Genomic DNA, 17,012 nt, shown 5'->3' on the forward strand with positions numbered 1-17,012 from the left:
TTAAAAATCATTATCACTTTCTATAGATTTTCCATTTGTAGAAATAACCTCTTTAAACCATTCAAAAGATTTCTTCTTATATCGTTTCATATCCTTCAAATCATCATTATCACGATTAACATAAATCATTCCATAACGCTTATTCATATCAGCCTGAGAAGATAAAATATCAATAGGTCCCCAAACCAAATAACCTCGACAATCCACACCTTCATCTATAGCTTTACCAACTTGTTGAATGTGCTGACATAAATAAGCAATACGTTCATCATCTATAACCGTATCATTTTCAAAATGATCCTCTACACCTAAACCATTTTCTACAACCATCACAGGTAAACGATATTTTTCATAAATATCTCTAAGTGCAATCCGAAGTCCAATTGGATCAATTGACCATCCCCATTTCGATGTTTCTAAATAAGGATTATTCATAGCTTGATAACAATGATGGGTATATTGAACAACATCACTATTATAATAACTTAAAGATATCCAATCAACCGTATTTTCTTTCATAACCTTCAAATCATTTTCTTCCATTATAGGCATTGTATGTTCACGTTTCATTTTATTTAAAAAATAAGGTGTATATTCACCATGTACAAAAACATCTAAAAAAACATTTGTTTTGGCCATATGATTTCTCGCCATCAATTCATCCAATGGACGACATGATGCCCCATAATGAGGAATATATAAAAGCATTCCCAACATTAAACCATCTTCAATCGTATGCACTTTTTCAGTAACTCTGGCATGAGCATAAAGCGAATGATGCATTAATTGATGAAAAAATAATTCCTCACTGACACCCTCAGGACAAATAGCTCCATAAGCTAATTTATGACCGTCCAAAATAATACCATTATGCTCATTGAAAGAAATCCATTTTTTAACACGATCACCATATCTATCTATCATTTTATAAGCATATTTTATAAACTGCTCAACAACAATACGTGAATAAAAACCATTATATTTTTGATGGAGAATCATTGGCATTTCAAAATGATATAATGAACAGACTGGTTCCATACCATGAGCAATCAAACTATCAATAAAACGATCATAAAAAGCCATTCCTTCCTCATTGAAATGAAAACCATCAGGCATCACTCTCGACCAATCTATTGAAAAACGATAACATTGAAAGCCCATTTCTTCAAATAAAGCAAAATCCTCTTCATAACGATGATAACTATCAATACCATCATGAAAATCTGATGCATCTGCTCTTGCTAATAAATCACAAACCGCAGAAGCTTTGCCACCTAATTGATATGCTCCTTCACTTTGATGTGCAGTAATCAGCTCCACCCCATAAAAAATGATCAGGAAATCCCATTGTCTCACTCCTTGCTATTTATCATGATATAAAAAAGGTTGAATGCTTTCAATAGCAAACTATTTAAGCATTAACCTTTTTATTTCAATTTTAATTCTTATTCAGCTTCAGCAGCTTGTTTATTTTGATATCTTTCATAGAAGATAACAAATGGAGTATAGATAACTGTAACTAATACAACTGCAAGCAATTGACATACAGCACCCATTGGGTTACCACCAGTTGCTAAGAATCCGTAGAAGACAGGTGGCATTGTCCATGGTACTTCAAGTACAACTAAAGGCATGATTCCCATAAGTGTTAATACATAACCCATAATAATACTTAATACAGGTGCTAAGATAAATGGAATACCTAAGATTGGGTTTAATACCAATGGAATACCAAATGTTACAGTTTCGTTGATGTTGAATAATCCAGGAACTACTGATAATGTAGCGATAGCACGGTTATCAGCACGTTTACCAAAGATAAAGATAGCGATAACTAAACCTAAAGTAACCCCAGAACCACCGAATTCACCAAACATAACTAACATACCTAAGTTTAATTTTTGCCAACCCATTGCTTCAATTTCAGGAGTTAATGGCATAGTTTCACCTTTTGTAAATAATGCAGTGTTAGCATATAATAAAGGTTTGAAGATTGGTTCTTTAATAGCAGCCATCATGTTGTTACCATGAATACCAACTAACCAGAATAATGAGATTAATACATACATCAAACATACAGCGAAAATGTTTCCACCAATAATTTTACTTAATGGTTGTTGGATATAGTATGAAATTAAATCATTTAAATATTTACCAGTTGCTAAATATGCAACATGACCAATTAATCCAACGATAACTAACATTAAGAATGCTGGAATTAAAACTTCGAATGCACGAGATACACCTGGAGGTACTTGTTCAGGCATTTTAATCTTTAATGCATCTTGTTTTCTTAACCATCCAAAAATTTCCATAGCTACGATACCAACGATTAATGCAGTGAATAAACCAGTTGCACCAGTATAGTTAGCACTAATACCAGAGAAAGCACCTGGAGTTAAATCACCTAATTGTTGACCAATTGTCATAGCGACTTCTTTACCATCAGCACCTACAGTCATTACAGCTTTTCCAGCTGCATCAGTAAGACCTAAACCAGCTACAGAGTTGCTGTTTGGAGTAACAACTAACCAAGCAATAAATGATAATACTGCTGGGAAAGCTCCAGTTTCTCCGTTAGCTTCAGCAATTTCTTGCCCTACTAACATAACAATACCAATAGAGATACATGAGATAGTTGCAAATTGAATTGCAGCGAATACAGGGTTAATTACTTCTAAAGCCATGATTGGTTCCCATAAAGCTCCTAAACCACTTGAACTGTTAACCAATACGTTTGTCCATAAAACCCCAATGGCACCAGCGATAGTTGCTGGCATAAAGTTTTGGAACGCATTTTTAATAGAACCTAAGTACTTGTTTTGACCGCACCAAGCTCCAATACGCCCTAGCTTATCAGCAAAAGCATCCATAAAATTTTTCCTCCCTTAAAATATTTTTGACAATATAAGTATAAAATTTTTTTCTATAAAGGTCAATGCTTTTATATGAAAAGTATGGTACTTTTCCAATAAAGTATGGTTTTAAGGCTACTTTTTTACTTATTTTTTATTTTATTTTACTTATTTTTGAACCTTATACCTTCATTTTTGATAAAAATTGACAACTATCATTCCCTTTTGCTCCAATTATAAAAAGGCAGTTATCAATAAAGATAACGCCTTTTATTACAATCTGTTTTACATAAATGCTTCCATATCATCTAAAATGAAATCAATCATAGATAAAGGTGTGATATGTATTTCTATTCCACACTCATGACATAGAGATGATAAAGCGTTGTAGACTCTTGGATTTCTAACATAGATATCTGTTGGTTTGCCATACTCTTCAAGTAATGTACAGAATAAATACAAACATTCTTGTGATTGCTCTTCTTCCACTTTTAGCATCTTAGCATTGACAATTTCCTGTGATTCTAATTCCATTGCCAAAAAGACAAGACCACTTAAAGGACGATCATATGCTTCATCTATAAAACCACCTCTTAGATATTCTAAATCAATGATAAATTCTCTAGAACTTTGCGATAGATTTCTAACAAATTCTTTGTCAGTCAATTCTAATCTAGGAAATTTATCTTTGACCAAAGGTAAATCTCTTGCTTCATAAATCCATTTTTGATCATAATAAGCATAAAGCATTTGACCTTCTTCAAAATCAACATCGACTTCTTGATGCATATAAGCTTTCATCAAAGGAATCAATTGTTTAAAAACATCAAGCATAATTTGTGCTTGAATATCATTGATTTCATAAGGATAAAATCTTGATTGAAATGATAGAAAATAAGGCCAGTTTCCTCTTCCACGATATTTAAATCCCAGTGCTTTTATCATTTCTTTTTGTCCTTTAGGCACTTCTTCACGATTTCCCATATAGAACGTTAAACATGTCTGATCATACATTACATACTGTGTTACTCTCACTTCTTCATATTCACAAGATATACTTTGCAAATCAGACCAACCCTGTTCACCTTCATAAATAGATAAACCAATACAATCACCTAATTTTCCCATAATTGTACAATAATAAGTTGTATCATTGATTTCTATACCTACAAAATCCTGACTCCATACATGTTGCCAAGGTTGAAGTTGAATCCACTCATTTACACAACTATATAATTCTTTCCATAATTCTTTTTGTTTCATATTATCTTATCTCCTTGTTTTTATTATATATAAAAACAAGGAAAAAGAAATCATTATTTAATTAATTGACGAGGATTTTTATTCATCATAATCTCTTTTTGTCTTTGCAAAGAGGCATAAGCATAAATACTCGTTGTTGTGATAGAGCTATGACCTAATATTTTTTGAATATAAGTAATATCAACATCTTGTTCTAACAACATCGTCGCAAAAGTATGACGAAACATATGTGGTGTGACATGATATCCATTGGTATACCTGTTGATAATATGACGCACTGATTGATCAGTTAAACGATGATACTGATTATTCATAAAAAAATACTCTTGTTGTTGCATTTTATCAAAAAAGACCTGTTGATAGTTTTTTAGCGCCTTATAGACATCATGCCCAAGATAAATCACTCTTTCCTTAGCATTCTTTCCATAAATAATCAAATATTTTTCTTCTAAATCAATATCCTTTTTTTGATAGCACAAAGCTCTGAAACTCTAATACCCGTAGACATCAGTAATTCTATAACAGCTTTGTCTCTTTGAATAAAAGCATGATGTTCATGATTTAAATGATGAAATAAATCTTGTAATTGATGATATTGGATAATGCGTGGTAAAGTTTTTTCTTCTTGAATTTTATATCTAATTTTATTCATAGGATTTTCCTGAAACATTTCATAAAATACCATATCTTCAAAAAAAGCATGTAAACTGGCTAACTTACGTTTCACTGTCTTAGGTCTAAACTTTCCATTTAAATAATGAATATAATAGGATATTTCCTCTTTGTTTAATTCTTTATCCATCATAAAGAAATAAAATTGTTTTAAATCAATGCGATATGCTTTTAAAGTATGTTGACTTAATCTTTTATTTTCACACTGACTTAAATAAAATGATAAATGTTCTAATGTTAGTTGCATATTTTTTCCTCCTTTTTTACTCATTATACAAAATGTTTAAAATAAAAGAAAAAAGAATAGTGACTCACTATTCTTGTAAAACACGTTTTTCAATTTGAAAAATATCAACTTTATAAATCAAAATATATAAAATTATCGCTAGCAAACAAGCTGCCACAGCATCCAAAATAGAATGTTGTTTCACAAACATTGTTGATAAAGTAATCATCAAGGCAGATACAATCGCAAAGATTTGCATAATCCTTGAATGTTTAAAATCTTGACACTTGATTAATGCAATAGCACACCCTATTGAATTATAAACATGGATACTTGGAAAAACATTTTGACTCTTATCTGCCTGATAAATAAATTCAGTTAAATAGATTGATAAAGAATTTCCTTCAAGCACTGGTCTATGATCAAAGCTAGTTGGATAAATTGTAAAAATTATTAAACAAATGGTCATACCAATAAAAAGGAAAGCAACACATTTATAAAAATCCTGACGATGCCAAAAAAACAAATAAGCAATCGTTCCCGCTACAAAAAGAAACCAGTAAATATAAGGATAGATAAACCATGAAACAAAAGGAATCATCGCATCTATTGTCACATAAACATCATGAAAAGAAATATCTCTTAACTGTAATCCAAAATACCATGGCAAATAAATAATAAAATATGTAAAGACCCAAGCATGACGATAACGATACAAAATAGACTTCATTAGTTAAATCCAAATAACTTTCTTGAAATCGCATAACCTGTAGTAATCACTTTTTTACCTACACGTCCATCTAATTCCACTACTGATCCTAATAATGTATGTTTAACTGCTTTATAAAGTTCGGGATTTTTATTTTTCAAATAATTCCAAAGTTCATCTTTCTTTTGGAGATGTTCTTCTGTTCCTGATTTTATTAATAAAACCGTTGAAACAGTTGTAATCATAGATAAATATTTAACCATATAATTTCTTAATTTACGACTCTTTAATTGCATCACATCACAACAATCAATCATCAACTTATTCACTTTAATTTGTTGATCAATACGAGAAATCATAACTTTTTCATTAACAGATTGATCTTCTCTACCAATATAATAACGATACAAATCAACATTTAAATAATAAAGTGTATTGACATAAGGTAATGGTTGATAAACAAATAAATTATCAACATAAAATGTATGTTTTGGTAATTCTAAATTACAATTTCTTAATAATTGTGTACGATAAATCACACTATGCATTAATAAGTTTTGTTGTGGATAAAAATGTTTTAAATCATACCATCTAAATGTTCTATTTTGAGGTAAGGCATTTGTATATTTAATCACACTTGATTTATTGACACTTGGTTTTTCATAAACATAATTTGCAATAAATAAATCAACATCTTCATCTTTTGCATGAAGTTGTTTAATGGTTTCAATCACTTTGACAAGTGAAGAACGATCAAACCAGTCATCACTATCCAAGACTTTAAAATAAAGTCCTGTTGCATTTTTAATCCCGTATTCACAGCTTGACCATGCCCCCCGTTTTCCTGATGTACACATTTAATTGTATCAGGATATAAAGTGGCATAATCATCACCAATTTGTGCTGTACGATCAGATGAACCATCATCGACAATAATCACTTCCACATCTTCTTTTAAAATCAAACATGATTCAATCGCTTTATCCATATACTCTTGAGAGTTATAACATGGTATAGCAATACTTAAATATTTCATAATGTCCTCCTATAATGTTTGAACAAGCTTCAAAGCTTCTTCAACTATTCCATCAATATTATAATATTTATATTGAGCTAAACGTCCTAATAAATAAAACTGTGAAAATGGTTTAACATAATCCACATATTTTTGATACATCTTTAAGTTTTCAGGTGATAGTATCGCATAATAAGGCACTTGTGTTTCATCATGATAAACTTCTGGATATTCTTTGACAATTGTTGTGCCTGCAATATCTTGACCAGTTAAATATTTAAACTCTGTAATGCGGGTATAATCTTCACTGACTGTATAATTGACAACCCCATGACTTTGATAATAATCTTGAGAATAATGTTCATATTCAAAACGTAAAGAACGATAAGGCAAACGTCCTAAACAATGATCAAAGAAATCATCAATTGCTCCTGTAAAGATAACTTTTCCTTCAAATAATTGACCTTGATAAAAAATCTGATGATTTTCAAAATCAAAAATCAAATCTTCTTTCGCATCTTTATTTAATTCCACATCAATATTTTCATGATTTAACATGTTTTCAAATAATTTGGTATAACCATCTTTAGGCATTCCTTGATATGTATCTTGAAAATAACGATTATCATAAGAAATCAAAACAGGTACTCTTGCAGTCACACTTTGATCAACTTCTTCAGGTTTTTGATTCCATTGTTTCATTGTATATTTCAAAAAGATATTTTCATAAACATATTGCGCCACTTCTTGAATACCAGGTGAAGAACTTTTCTGTAATTCTAAAATAGGAACACGGGCATTTTCTCCATATGTATCAATTAATTCCTGTTTTAAACGTTCCCCTTTTTCCTCACCAAAAACAATCATTAATGTATTCAAGTTAAAAGGAATAGGGATAATCTTTCCATAAACATTTCCTGCTACTTCATGGCGATAATCATACCATTTTGTAAAACGTGATAAAAAATCATAAACTTCTTTATTATTTGTATGAAAAATATGGGGTCCATATTGATGAATTAAAACACCATGTTCATCATATCTATCATAACAATTTCCACCAATATGATTTCTCTTTTCAATAATTTTAACTTTCTCCCCTTTTTCAGCCAAAACTCTTGCGACAACACTTCCCGCAAAACCACTTCCAATAATTAATGTATCCATTTGTTCACCTCATTTTATTTATCATAACATAAACCTAAACATGATTCAATTTGTTCTCTTGATAGGGATGGAAAAGGAATCACAGGTTGAACATTTTCTTCATCACCTATTGTTTTTTCCATCCAAATAACATCATGCCACTGATTGAATTTAAAACCAGCATGATGAAAACAGCCAATATATGTAAAGTCAAAAGTTTCATGAAATTTTTCACTTTTGATATTAGGATGCGTAATACAAGCATAGACATGTTGAATATGCATAGCTTTTAATAATGCCAACATACTTTGGTACAGTTTCTGCCCTATCGCCCGCCCATGATAATGAGCATCCAAATAAATAGATAACTCACTTCCCCATTGATAAGCCGCTCTTGAGGCAAATGGAGAGGCATAAGCATAACCCACAACCTTTTGATCAACCATCGCAACAAGATAAGGATAACGTTCAAGTGTGTTTTTAATACGATTTGTCATCTCTTGCAAGGTAGGCTCATCATATTCAAAAGTAATATTCGTTGTTTGGACATATGGGGCATAAATATTTAAAATATCTTGTGCATCTTCTAGCGTTGCGACTTTTATATTTACAGACATTCTTTTCTTCCTTCCAATAATTTAAGATATTCTTTTTCATGAATAATTCTTAAATCCTGTCCCTGTTTCATTAATTGTAAGGCTTTTTGAACTTTTTTATTTTCCTTGCCAAAACGTACTTTATGATAGGCTTTACCACCAATGACCAGATAATTTGTATGGGTACTCACTTGTTGTGTTGACAAAGCACAAGCCTCTTTCGTTTTTTCTTCTAAAAACTCTCGAGGCATTGCGAGTTTTCCTGTAAAACAAACAGATTGATGATACAACAGAGCATCTTCTCTTTGATTCATTTCTAATAATTGACTGGCAGATTCAGCAGAAATGATATTACGATAATAGTTTTCTTTCATTTCACCAAATTCTAAATGAAACTTTTGGTGTAAATCATATAAACTTGATACATTTTCATGCTGACACATCTGCATTAATAAATAGGCACAAGCTTTTGCATCTTCTAAAGCATGATGAGCCTGAAATTCAAAACCATTCATTTGTGATAATTCCTTTAAATTATATTTTTGAAGCTCAGGATAAACAAGATGGGCTAAAACATTTGTACATGACATCATCAAACATGGATACGTCAAATGATGCTGTTTTAAGGCTGCTCTTAAATTCATCATATCACCTTGAATATCATGAGAAACAACGATTGTATTTTCAAAATAGTGATGGATGTCTTTCCACACTTGGACAAATGTTTTTTCTTTATACAATGATTGAGGACGGATTTGATGAACACGAAAGCGATAAGGATCAAAACTAAGGTTCTTTGGCTTAATTAATGAATAATAAGTCGAAACAACTTGCTGATCAACAATTTCAACAATACCAATAGCACATAGACTAGCTGGATCTTGATTTAAGACTTCGATATCAAAAACAGTTATACGTTCACTCATTGGATACCTACTGCTTTCTTAGCTAATTGATCAGCCATTTCATTATATAAATCACCACTATGCGCCAAAACTTTTATAAATCGAATATCTATCTTTTGACGACTTTCTTCAATAAAAGCCTGATAAGCCTTCGTTCCTGCTTTGTTTGCTTTCCAAATATGATTTGCCCATTTTTCAATACCTTCATAATCATAATAAATACAAATCAAGGGATAATGATGTTCAATAGCATAAGTAATCGCTTGATGTGCTCCAGCAATCTCTCCAGCTACATTTCGCATACTGACATAATCTTGATGTTGCCCTTTGCCATTAACTTTTAAAATAACCTTTTGTCCTTCAATCAAGACACAACCATATCCATATTCTCTTGTCTTTTGATTATAGCTGCCATCAACATAAGCAATCAAACCACGTTCATCAAAAGATGGTGTTTCTTCTTTTAAATAATTCTTTGCTGCTGACATTGATGAAAAAGATTGAAACAAAGCACCTTTATATCCATTCACCATTGACTGACATTCTTCCCAAGTTGAAAAATCCCTGTTTGCCTTCCTTTTTTCACTGCATAATATTTTGCCATCACTTTAACCTCCGCCCCTATTATAATCATAAACATGACATTTGGCTAGTAAAAAATATGTTTGATATGATATAATCAATAAAGAAAGTGGGGATTGACATGAAAATAGAAAATCGTTTTTTAAAATACGTAAGTTTTCCTACCCAATCTGATCCTTATTCAACGACTTCTCCTTCGACGGCTAATCAAAAAGAGTTTGCACAATTCTTAGTCGAAGAAATGCGTATTCTAGGACTGGTTGATGTACAAATGAGTGAATATGGTGTAGTATATGGAAGAATTCCTGCCAATAATCATCAACAAGGTGATGTTATTGGTTTGATTGCTCATATGGATACTTCACCCGATGCAAGTGGTGAAAACATTCATCCACAAATCATTCGTCATTATGATGGAAGTGATATTCCATTAAAAGAAGATCGTTTATTAACACCAAGAGATTTTCCTGATTTATTAAAAGTGGTTGGACATGATATCGTTACAACTGATGGAACAACACTTTTAGGTGGCGATGATAAAGCAGGAATTGCGATTATTATGAGTATGGCTGAATATATGTTTAAACATCCTGAGTTTTTACATAATGATATTATGATTGCTTTTACACCAGATGAGGAAGTTGGACGTGGCACTGAACATTTTGATTTCAATATTTTTCAGGCTGATTATGCCTATACTATTGATGGTGGAGAAATCAATCATTTCCATTTTGAAAACTTCAACGCTTATCAAGTGTTAGTAGAAATCACTGGGAAAAGTATTCATCCTGGTAGTGCCAAAGATAAAATGGTGAATTCTCAAGAAGTCGCCATGACTTTTCATTCCATGTTACCGAGTGGACAAAAACCTCAATATACAGATGGTTATGAAGGTTTCCATCATTTGGTTCATATGCAAGGACAATGTGAAAAAACACATTTAGAATATATTGTTAGAAATCATGACTATTTAAAACTGAAACAACAGCTCAATGATTTTTCTCGTATTCAAGCTTATTTAAATAGTTTCTATGGCTATGAAGCCATTCATATTTCAGTCCATGAACAATATCTCAATATGAAAGATATTATCAAAGATCATCCACATATTGTTGAACAAGTGGAAATAGCTATGGAAGATGTAGGATTACACCCTGAAATCACACCTATTCGTGGTGGCACAGATGGCGCACGTCTTTCTTTTGCTGGTTTACCCTGTCCAAATCTAGGTACTGGTGGTTTCTATTGTCATGGTCCTTATGAATTTGTTTCCATTACAATGATGAAAAAAGGCGTTGAATTACTGTTAAGATTAATTAGAAATAATGTTTATGCTCATGAAGATATACCATTTTAGGTTTATCTTCTTTTTTATTAATGGTAAAATAAAGATAAGGAGTGTTCATTATGAAATGTCTATTTATCATTAATCCAAGTTCCGGAACAAAAACAATTCAAAAGAACCTTGATCAAATGATTGGTCAAATGATTTTAAAACAAATTGTTCAGACTATCGATGTTTTTTATACCCAAAAAAGGCGATGCTTATCAGCGTAGTCTGGCATTAAAAGATGGTGATTATGATTTTGTAGTAAGTGTTGGTGGTGATGGTACTGTCAATGAAATTATCAATGGCTTTATAGAAAACCATCTTCAAATTCCTCTGGCGATTTTACCAGGTGGTACTGTCAATGATTTTGCTAATCATTTATATTTGCCACATACAACTGATGCTTTTATTCAAATGATTCAAGATTTTCAAACCATGAAAGTTGATATTGGTAAAGTGAATCATCAATACTTTGCCAATGTCATTGCTGGTGGCATGTTTAGTGACATTAGCTTTCAGGTTTCTAAAAATGATAAGGAAAGATTTGGTCCACTTGCGTATTATGTCAGTGGCATCAGACAATTACCAACTCAATTGCATACCTCTTTACATTTAAAAATCACAGCTGATGGAAATTATTTTGAAGAAGATGCAAAATTATTTATTATTACCAATACTTCACAGGTTGGTGGCTTTAAAGATATTACCCCACATGCCAATATTCAAGATGGGCAATTAGATTTACTGATTATTAAAAAATGTTCTGCGACAGATCTCATTTCTTTATTAAAAGATTATACATTAAGTAGTCATGAAAAAAGTCCTTTTATTACTTATATTCAGGCTAAAGAATTAACAATTGAATGTGATAAAAATATTATTTATGATATTGACGGTGAAAAAGGGACTACTTTTCCAATTCATATCAGTGTTGAAAAACAATCACTTTGTGTCATCATACCAAAAACCTTAAAATATGAATAAAGATATGAGAGACCTCATATCTTTTCATATACCTATTTTATTGATAAGGATTTTTTGGAATAATAATGGCACCTACTAAATAAGCCAAAACACCTGATCCTGCACCAAAAATAAAAACAACTGCAATTAATCTAACAATTGTAGGATCAATATCAAAGTATTCAGCAATACCTCCACAAACACCACATATCATGACATCACGATTTGATCTATATAATCTTTTACTCATTCAAATCCCTCCGTTTTCTTACCTCTACTTTATCGACTTATCCATACAATGTCAATATGATTTTATATAAAAGGGATTTGATTAATCCCTATCTTTTGCCATTTTCGCAAGTGCTAAAGCTCCACAAACACCGGCATTATCTCCTAAACCTGGAGAAACAACGTAGTCTTTAATAGCATCTGTTGTAATTTCGTCTTTTTGAACATATCCGTTTAATCTTTCTTGAAGATATTTATGAATGAGTGGGAATAACTGTTCTTGATGCATAACCCCACCACCTAAGATAATCTTCTTTGGTGAAAGTGTTAAAACATAGATAGCTAAGGCTTGAGCAATATACCATGCCTCTAAATCCCATGCAGGATGATCGGCAGGTAATTCATTTCCTTTGATACCCCATCTTGCTTCAATTGCTGGACCAGCAGCTAACCCTTCAAAACATGTTCCATGATATGGGCATTTTCCTTGATAAGTATCATCTTCTCTTTGTTCAAGAATCATATGTCCCATTTCTGGATGAAGTAAACCATGCACAAGATTTCCTTCTACAATGGCTCCTCCACCAATACCTGTTCCAATTGTTAAATATAAAGCACTGTCCAATCCTTTCGCTGCTCCAAAATAAGCTTCACCTAATGCAGCTCCATTAACATCAGTATCAAAACCAATTGGTAAATCAGGATAATGCTCCTGTAAAGCCCCTACGATATTATAATTTGTCCAACCTGGTTTTGGTGTTGTCGTAATATATCCATATGTTGGACTCTTTAAATCTGGATCAATTGGACCAAAACATCCTAATCCTAATGCTTCAATATCCTTTCCATCAAAAAATTTAAAAATATTAGCAACAGTTTCCTCTGGTGTTGTCGTTGGAAAAGCATCTCTTTCGATAACATTCCCATTTTCATCACCAACTGCTACAACAAATTTTGTTCCTCCAGCTTCAATCGCACCTAATTTCATTTTTTCATTCCTCCCTTTTACTTATTCTATCACAACTTATACTTTGTCAAAAGTTATTTCTTGAAAGTTATTGATAATTCTTGTGAAGATGTTGTTTCCTGCAACATTGTTTCTAAATAATCTTGGTAAAAGCTTAAATCCTCGCTTTGTAAATACTGATAACCGGGATGTTCTTGAAGTTCTTTTTGATACTGATTCATACAACCTGTAAAATAATAGCGATTAGCTTTGACCATTACATCTTGAATTGCTTCTCGTTTTGATGAATCACTGACTTTTTGTAAATCCTCAGCAAATTTATGAGCTGAAACAGTATCAAAATATACATTAGCATCCTTTGAAATTTTAAGTGACTGCGTATGATAATTCATACTGTTTGCATCTAAATCAATCACTCCGTATTGTAAAGGAGCATCTAATAAAGACGATGATGCAATATCATAAATACCATCAATCGATTTGATATTTTGACAATGAATATGCCCACTTAAAACAAAAGGTACATTGTATTTTGCAAAAAGCTGAGCGATTTCTTCATGATTATCAATCGTATAACCACTATTTAAAATATCATTATGAATAGCTAAGTTATGGTGCATCGCGACAAGTGGTGTTTTCTTATCTTTTTGTATATCTTCCAATTGTTCTTTTAACCACTGCATTGTTGAATCAGTGAAAAAACCACCAGATCCTAGTGTCATTTTGGTTTGTTCATGCGCATTAGAATCCATCATCAATAAACTATAATCATTATTTAAATCAATGCGATAACTTAATGAATTTTCATGTTGAAATGAAGCTATTTGATAACCACAGTTTTGATAAATATCCTGAAATGCTTTAGCATTAACATTTTCCACATCAAAATAATCATCTTTTCCATAGCCTTTGGCATATATATTATCAACATCATGATTACCCGGTATAACAGCCACCACTGTGTCATCAGTTAATTGTTCTAATTTAGCAGCCAATGCCTGATGACTTCCTTTTTCACCATTAAAGCTTAAATCTCCAGTCAATACAACCAAATCTGGTTGTTCTTGTTGAATAGCCTTGATAAAAGCATCAATGATTTCATCTCCATAAGTGACCATTTTTCCATCACCATATAACATCGATTCTTCAAACCATTCACAATCCTGATAATAATCTTTTAAAAAGTAATGTAAATCACTGGCAACAATGATTTTCAGCTCACTTTGATTACACACAATTTTTTCTGGCATCCTATCAAACAAAGACAACATACAATGAAATAAATTATCTTTTTCATAAACTATCTAAAAAGAATGGATAGCAAAGCTATTCATTCTCTACCATTTTATTATTTCTGACAAGCATCATAAGCCATATCAAAAATCTTTTGTGCATTGAAATTCTTAAAATCATCGTCACTAATAAGAATAACTGGTTTATCAGGGTTATCTGCTTTAATTTTTTCATATGATCCTTTTAATTGAGGTTCTACAAGAATCACATCTGCAAGATTGCTTGAATATTCAACAGCATGTTCAGAAGCAGACCAAATAGTAGCGTCAACTCTCTTTCTTGAAGCAGCATCTTTTAATTTTGATGAAAATAAAGTAGATGTCACACCAGCTAAACAACATAATAAGATTTTCATGATTATATTCCTCCTTTTTAATTCCCTATTTCTATTTTATCACAATTTAATCATGACTTCTATTGCTTTTGACTTTCCATAATAAATTTATTAGCTTCTGCCAATGAATCATAACCATAAGCCTGAACAGTATTCGTTAAAATCTTTTCAATAAGATTTTCATGATTTTGTGCCATTCTTAAAATCATTTGACCATATACATAAAGTGTTTCATCACTATAAGTCATTAATTCTCCTCTTAAATAAGTTTCAAAAGATGTATCATCTTTTTCATCCTGCATAGAATAGGTTAAACGTGCTTGAGATAAAAGATAAGGATATTTTTGATTCATTTCTTCACGCATTGAAACTTCAATATCACATAAGGTTTGAATCAAAGCTCTTTTTTGTTCATCAACTTGTGGGAGTTGATCTTGAATCGTTAAAAAATAATCTGGATCCGTATATTCCATCATATAAGCATATTTTTCCATCACTGGATTTCTTTTCATCTTTTGAGCATTTTTTAAATCCTGTAAACAGGCAACTTGTACCTGTTGATCAAAAGCGTCAAATTGACTTTTTCTTTGTAAATAAAATGTTTCAAAATCGTCCTGACAACTGGCACGTCCTTCAATATGTTGAACTTGTTGAAAAAATCCCATTCTAATTGTACAATTTCATCACTCATTTTTTATCCCTCCATGACATGTTTGAATCGTATCTTGGCATCTTGAATTTTTTGCATGACAAGATGAGCATGTGTATCCAAAAATCATCCTGACTGTCAGATAATGCTTGTCGCTGCAATTCACCAATCACCATTTGACTTATTTTTTCAATAATAATTACTTTTTGATCATCTAAGTTAATTCCAACTTGATAACCTTGCCACCTAGATAATTGATTGGGTAATTGAACCAGTTTCAATAAAAGTTCTCCTACAGCTTGTAAAGATTGGCAATCTTTGAGTCCATAATAACTCCATTTATAGTAGGGTTTATATTTTTTATTCAGCAAATAAACAACTGATAATGTCTGATCAATAAATTCATTTAATGCGAGACTTGCTGCGACTTCGTCTTGCCTTTGCATACATCTGGCATAATTATATTGCCCAGACTGTGCCATTTTGGCAAGAGCTCGTGCTATTTTTTTAATACGAACATCTTCAGGAAATGTTTTTAATTGATTTCTGATTTCTGTAACTTGTCCATAATAATCGTCAAAAATTCGGCCATTGGTACAAGCTAACAAAGCATTTTCATCAGCATATAACCATTCTTCTAAAGTATGTGGAATCTTTTGTAAAAACTGTTCAAAAAAACTATTGATTTCAAAAACACCGACACGACCTTGGCCATGTAAAGAAGTTAATCGCTTGACACCCATAAATTCTTTTGGTAACTGTTCATAACTTGCCTGTATTTTTTGTCCATATTGTTGATAAATATCTTGAGGCAACCAAATACAAAAACCTGGTCCAAAATCATGGTCATGAGAAATTTCATCATCATATCCTAAACAATCAGATCCCATCCCCATCAGTCCAATAGCCATATATTGACGTATATGCGCATATTCATTTTCTATCATTGGATATCCATATTGTCGATAAAAAGCCTCACACAAATCTAAACCTTTAAGTGTTTTCATTTCTTTGACAATCTTTTCTTTATTATTTAAAATAGTTTGATAATCTTTATTCTTACCATAAACACTTTCAATTAATGCAAGCACATGATCATAAATCTCAATCGCTTGACTATAATTTTTTTCCAAATAATAAAGCTGTGCTTGTGAGGCAAGAGTCGCAAAGTAATGTGGATCATCCACTGTATATTGTTGAAATAAAGCAATTGCTTTTTGAATACATTCTTTAGCTTTATTATTTTGATGCAAGCTTAAATACATTTGTGATAAATTTG

Annotated in this window: 21 protein-coding genes; 3 read left to right on the plus strand and 18 right to left on the minus strand. The window is 31.6% G+C overall.

Annotated features, from left to right (window positions below; all coding sequences use genetic code 11):
* The 12 genes from NMU03_RS03075 to NMU03_RS03130 form a co-directional block, all read right to left on the minus strand.
* Entirely contained in the window at positions 1–1,320 is a 1,320-nt protein-coding gene (locus tag NMU03_RS03075; RefSeq protein WP_290141193.1) for a glycoside hydrolase family 1 protein, read from the minus strand.
* A gap of 125 nt (positions 1,321–1,445) precedes the next feature.
* Entirely contained in the window at positions 1,446–2,873 is a 1,428-nt protein-coding gene (locus tag NMU03_RS03080) for a PTS sugar transporter subunit IIC (protein ID WP_290141194.1), read from the minus strand.
* Positions 2,874–3,140: 267 nt separating this feature from the next.
* Entirely contained in the window at positions 3,141–4,118 is a 978-nt protein-coding gene (locus NMU03_RS03085; protein WP_290141196.1) for a DUF7309 domain-containing protein, read from the minus strand.
* 53 nt (positions 4,119–4,171) lie between these two features.
* The gene (locus NMU03_RS03090) at positions 4,172–4,597 is read right to left on the minus strand and encodes a tyrosine-type recombinase/integrase (protein WP_290141198.1); all 426 of its coding nucleotides are present in this window, start codon (positions 4,595–4,597) and stop codon (positions 4,172–4,174) included.
* Complete coding sequence (locus NMU03_RS03095; protein ID WP_290141200.1) at positions 4,567–5,037, minus strand: tyrosine-type recombinase/integrase; 471 nt, start codon at positions 5,035–5,037, stop codon at positions 4,567–4,569. The genes NMU03_RS03090 and NMU03_RS03095 overlap by 31 nt, the downstream gene beginning before the upstream one ends.
* A gap of 67 nt (positions 5,038–5,104) precedes the next feature.
* Complete coding sequence (locus tag NMU03_RS03100; RefSeq protein WP_290141202.1) at positions 5,105–5,746, minus strand: phosphatase PAP2 family protein; 642 nt, start codon at positions 5,744–5,746, stop codon at positions 5,105–5,107.
* The gene (locus NMU03_RS03105; RefSeq protein WP_290141203.1) at positions 5,746–6,501 is read right to left on the minus strand and encodes a glycosyl transferase; all 756 of its coding nucleotides are present in this window, start codon (positions 6,499–6,501) and stop codon (positions 5,746–5,748) included. The genes NMU03_RS03100 and NMU03_RS03105 overlap by 1 nt, the downstream gene beginning before the upstream one ends.
* Positions 6,456–6,761, minus strand: a complete 306-nt coding sequence (locus NMU03_RS03110; protein ID WP_290141205.1) for a glycosyltransferase family 2 protein — start codon at positions 6,759–6,761, stop codon at positions 6,456–6,458. Before NMU03_RS03110 ends, NMU03_RS03105 begins: the two co-directional genes overlap by 46 nt.
* 9 nt (positions 6,762–6,770) lie before the next feature.
* Positions 6,771–7,907: a UDP-galactopyranose mutase gene (glf, locus tag NMU03_RS03115; protein WP_290141206.1), complete on the minus strand. Its 1,137-nt coding sequence runs from the start codon at positions 7,905–7,907 to the stop codon at positions 6,771–6,773.
* 14 nt (positions 7,908–7,921) lie between these two features.
* Positions 7,922–8,503 carry a GNAT family N-acetyltransferase gene (locus NMU03_RS03120; RefSeq protein ID WP_290141208.1) on the minus strand — a complete coding sequence of 194 codons (582 nt, stop codon included), beginning with the start codon at positions 8,501–8,503 and terminating at the stop codon, positions 7,922–7,924.
* Positions 8,494–9,408: an exonuclease domain-containing protein gene (locus tag NMU03_RS03125; RefSeq protein ID WP_290141209.1), complete on the minus strand. Its 915-nt coding sequence runs from the start codon at positions 9,406–9,408 to the stop codon at positions 8,494–8,496. The genes NMU03_RS03120 and NMU03_RS03125 overlap by 10 nt, the downstream gene beginning before the upstream one ends.
* Entirely contained in the window at positions 9,405–9,983 is a 579-nt protein-coding gene (locus NMU03_RS03130) for a ribonuclease H family protein (protein ID WP_353956674.1), read from the minus strand. The genes NMU03_RS03125 and NMU03_RS03130 overlap by 4 nt, the downstream gene beginning before the upstream one ends.
* Before the next feature lie 107 nt (positions 9,984–10,090).
* Between NMU03_RS03130 and pepT the strand changes: the two genes are divergently transcribed.
* From pepT to NMU03_RS03145, 3 genes are read left to right on the plus strand one after another with little or no spacing between them, the layout of a single operon-like run.
* Positions 10,091–11,326: a peptidase T gene (gene pepT / locus NMU03_RS03135; RefSeq protein ID WP_290141213.1), complete on the plus strand. Its 1,236-nt coding sequence runs from the start codon at positions 10,091–10,093 to the stop codon at positions 11,324–11,326.
* Between the two features lie 50 nt (positions 11,327–11,376).
* Positions 11,377–11,526: a hypothetical protein gene (locus tag NMU03_RS03140; protein WP_290141215.1), complete on the plus strand. Its 150-nt coding sequence runs from the start codon at positions 11,377–11,379 to the stop codon at positions 11,524–11,526.
* Positions 11,486–12,283, plus strand: coding sequence for a diacylglycerol/lipid kinase family protein (locus NMU03_RS03145; protein ID WP_290141217.1), 798 nt, complete (start codon positions 11,486–11,488; stop codon positions 12,281–12,283). Before NMU03_RS03140 ends, NMU03_RS03145 begins: the two co-directional genes overlap by 41 nt.
* A 37-nt stretch (positions 12,284–12,320) precedes the next feature.
* On the opposite strand, the gene NMU03_RS03150 is transcribed toward NMU03_RS03145, so the two are convergent.
* The 6 genes from NMU03_RS03150 to NMU03_RS03175 form a co-directional block, all read right to left on the minus strand.
* On the minus strand, positions 12,321–12,512 hold the full coding sequence (locus tag NMU03_RS03150; RefSeq protein ID WP_290141219.1) for a PspC domain-containing protein: 192 nt from the start codon (positions 12,510–12,512) through the stop codon (positions 12,321–12,323).
* 81 nt (positions 12,513–12,593) lie between these two features.
* Positions 12,594–13,478 carry an ROK family protein gene (locus NMU03_RS03155; RefSeq protein WP_290141221.1) on the minus strand — a complete coding sequence of 295 codons (885 nt, stop codon included), beginning with the start codon at positions 13,476–13,478 and terminating at the stop codon, positions 12,594–12,596.
* A 53-nt stretch (positions 13,479–13,531) separates the two neighbouring features.
* Positions 13,532–14,692, minus strand: a complete 1,161-nt coding sequence (locus tag NMU03_RS03160; protein ID WP_290141222.1) for a metallophosphoesterase — start codon at positions 14,690–14,692, stop codon at positions 13,532–13,534.
* A gap of 113 nt (positions 14,693–14,805) precedes the next feature.
* Positions 14,806–15,105 carry a PTS sugar transporter subunit IIB gene (locus tag NMU03_RS03165; RefSeq protein ID WP_290141223.1) on the minus strand — a complete coding sequence of 100 codons (300 nt, stop codon included), beginning with the start codon at positions 15,103–15,105 and terminating at the stop codon, positions 14,806–14,808.
* A gap of 59 nt (positions 15,106–15,164) precedes the next feature.
* A complete protein-coding gene (locus NMU03_RS03170; protein WP_290141225.1) occupies positions 15,165–15,749 on the minus strand; it encodes a DUF4125 family protein in 585 nt (194 codons plus the stop codon).
* 22 nt (positions 15,750–15,771) lie between these two features.
* Positions 15,772–16,986: a DUF4037 domain-containing protein gene (locus NMU03_RS03175; RefSeq protein WP_290141227.1), complete on the minus strand. Its 1,215-nt coding sequence runs from the start codon at positions 16,984–16,986 to the stop codon at positions 15,772–15,774.
* Positions 16,987–17,012: the final 26 nt, after the last annotated feature.

Origin of the sequence: Allocoprobacillus halotolerans, assembly GCF_024399475.1 — a bacterium.
Lineage (GTDB): Bacteria > Bacillota_I > Bacilli_A > Erysipelotrichales > Coprobacillaceae > Allocoprobacillus > Allocoprobacillus halotolerans.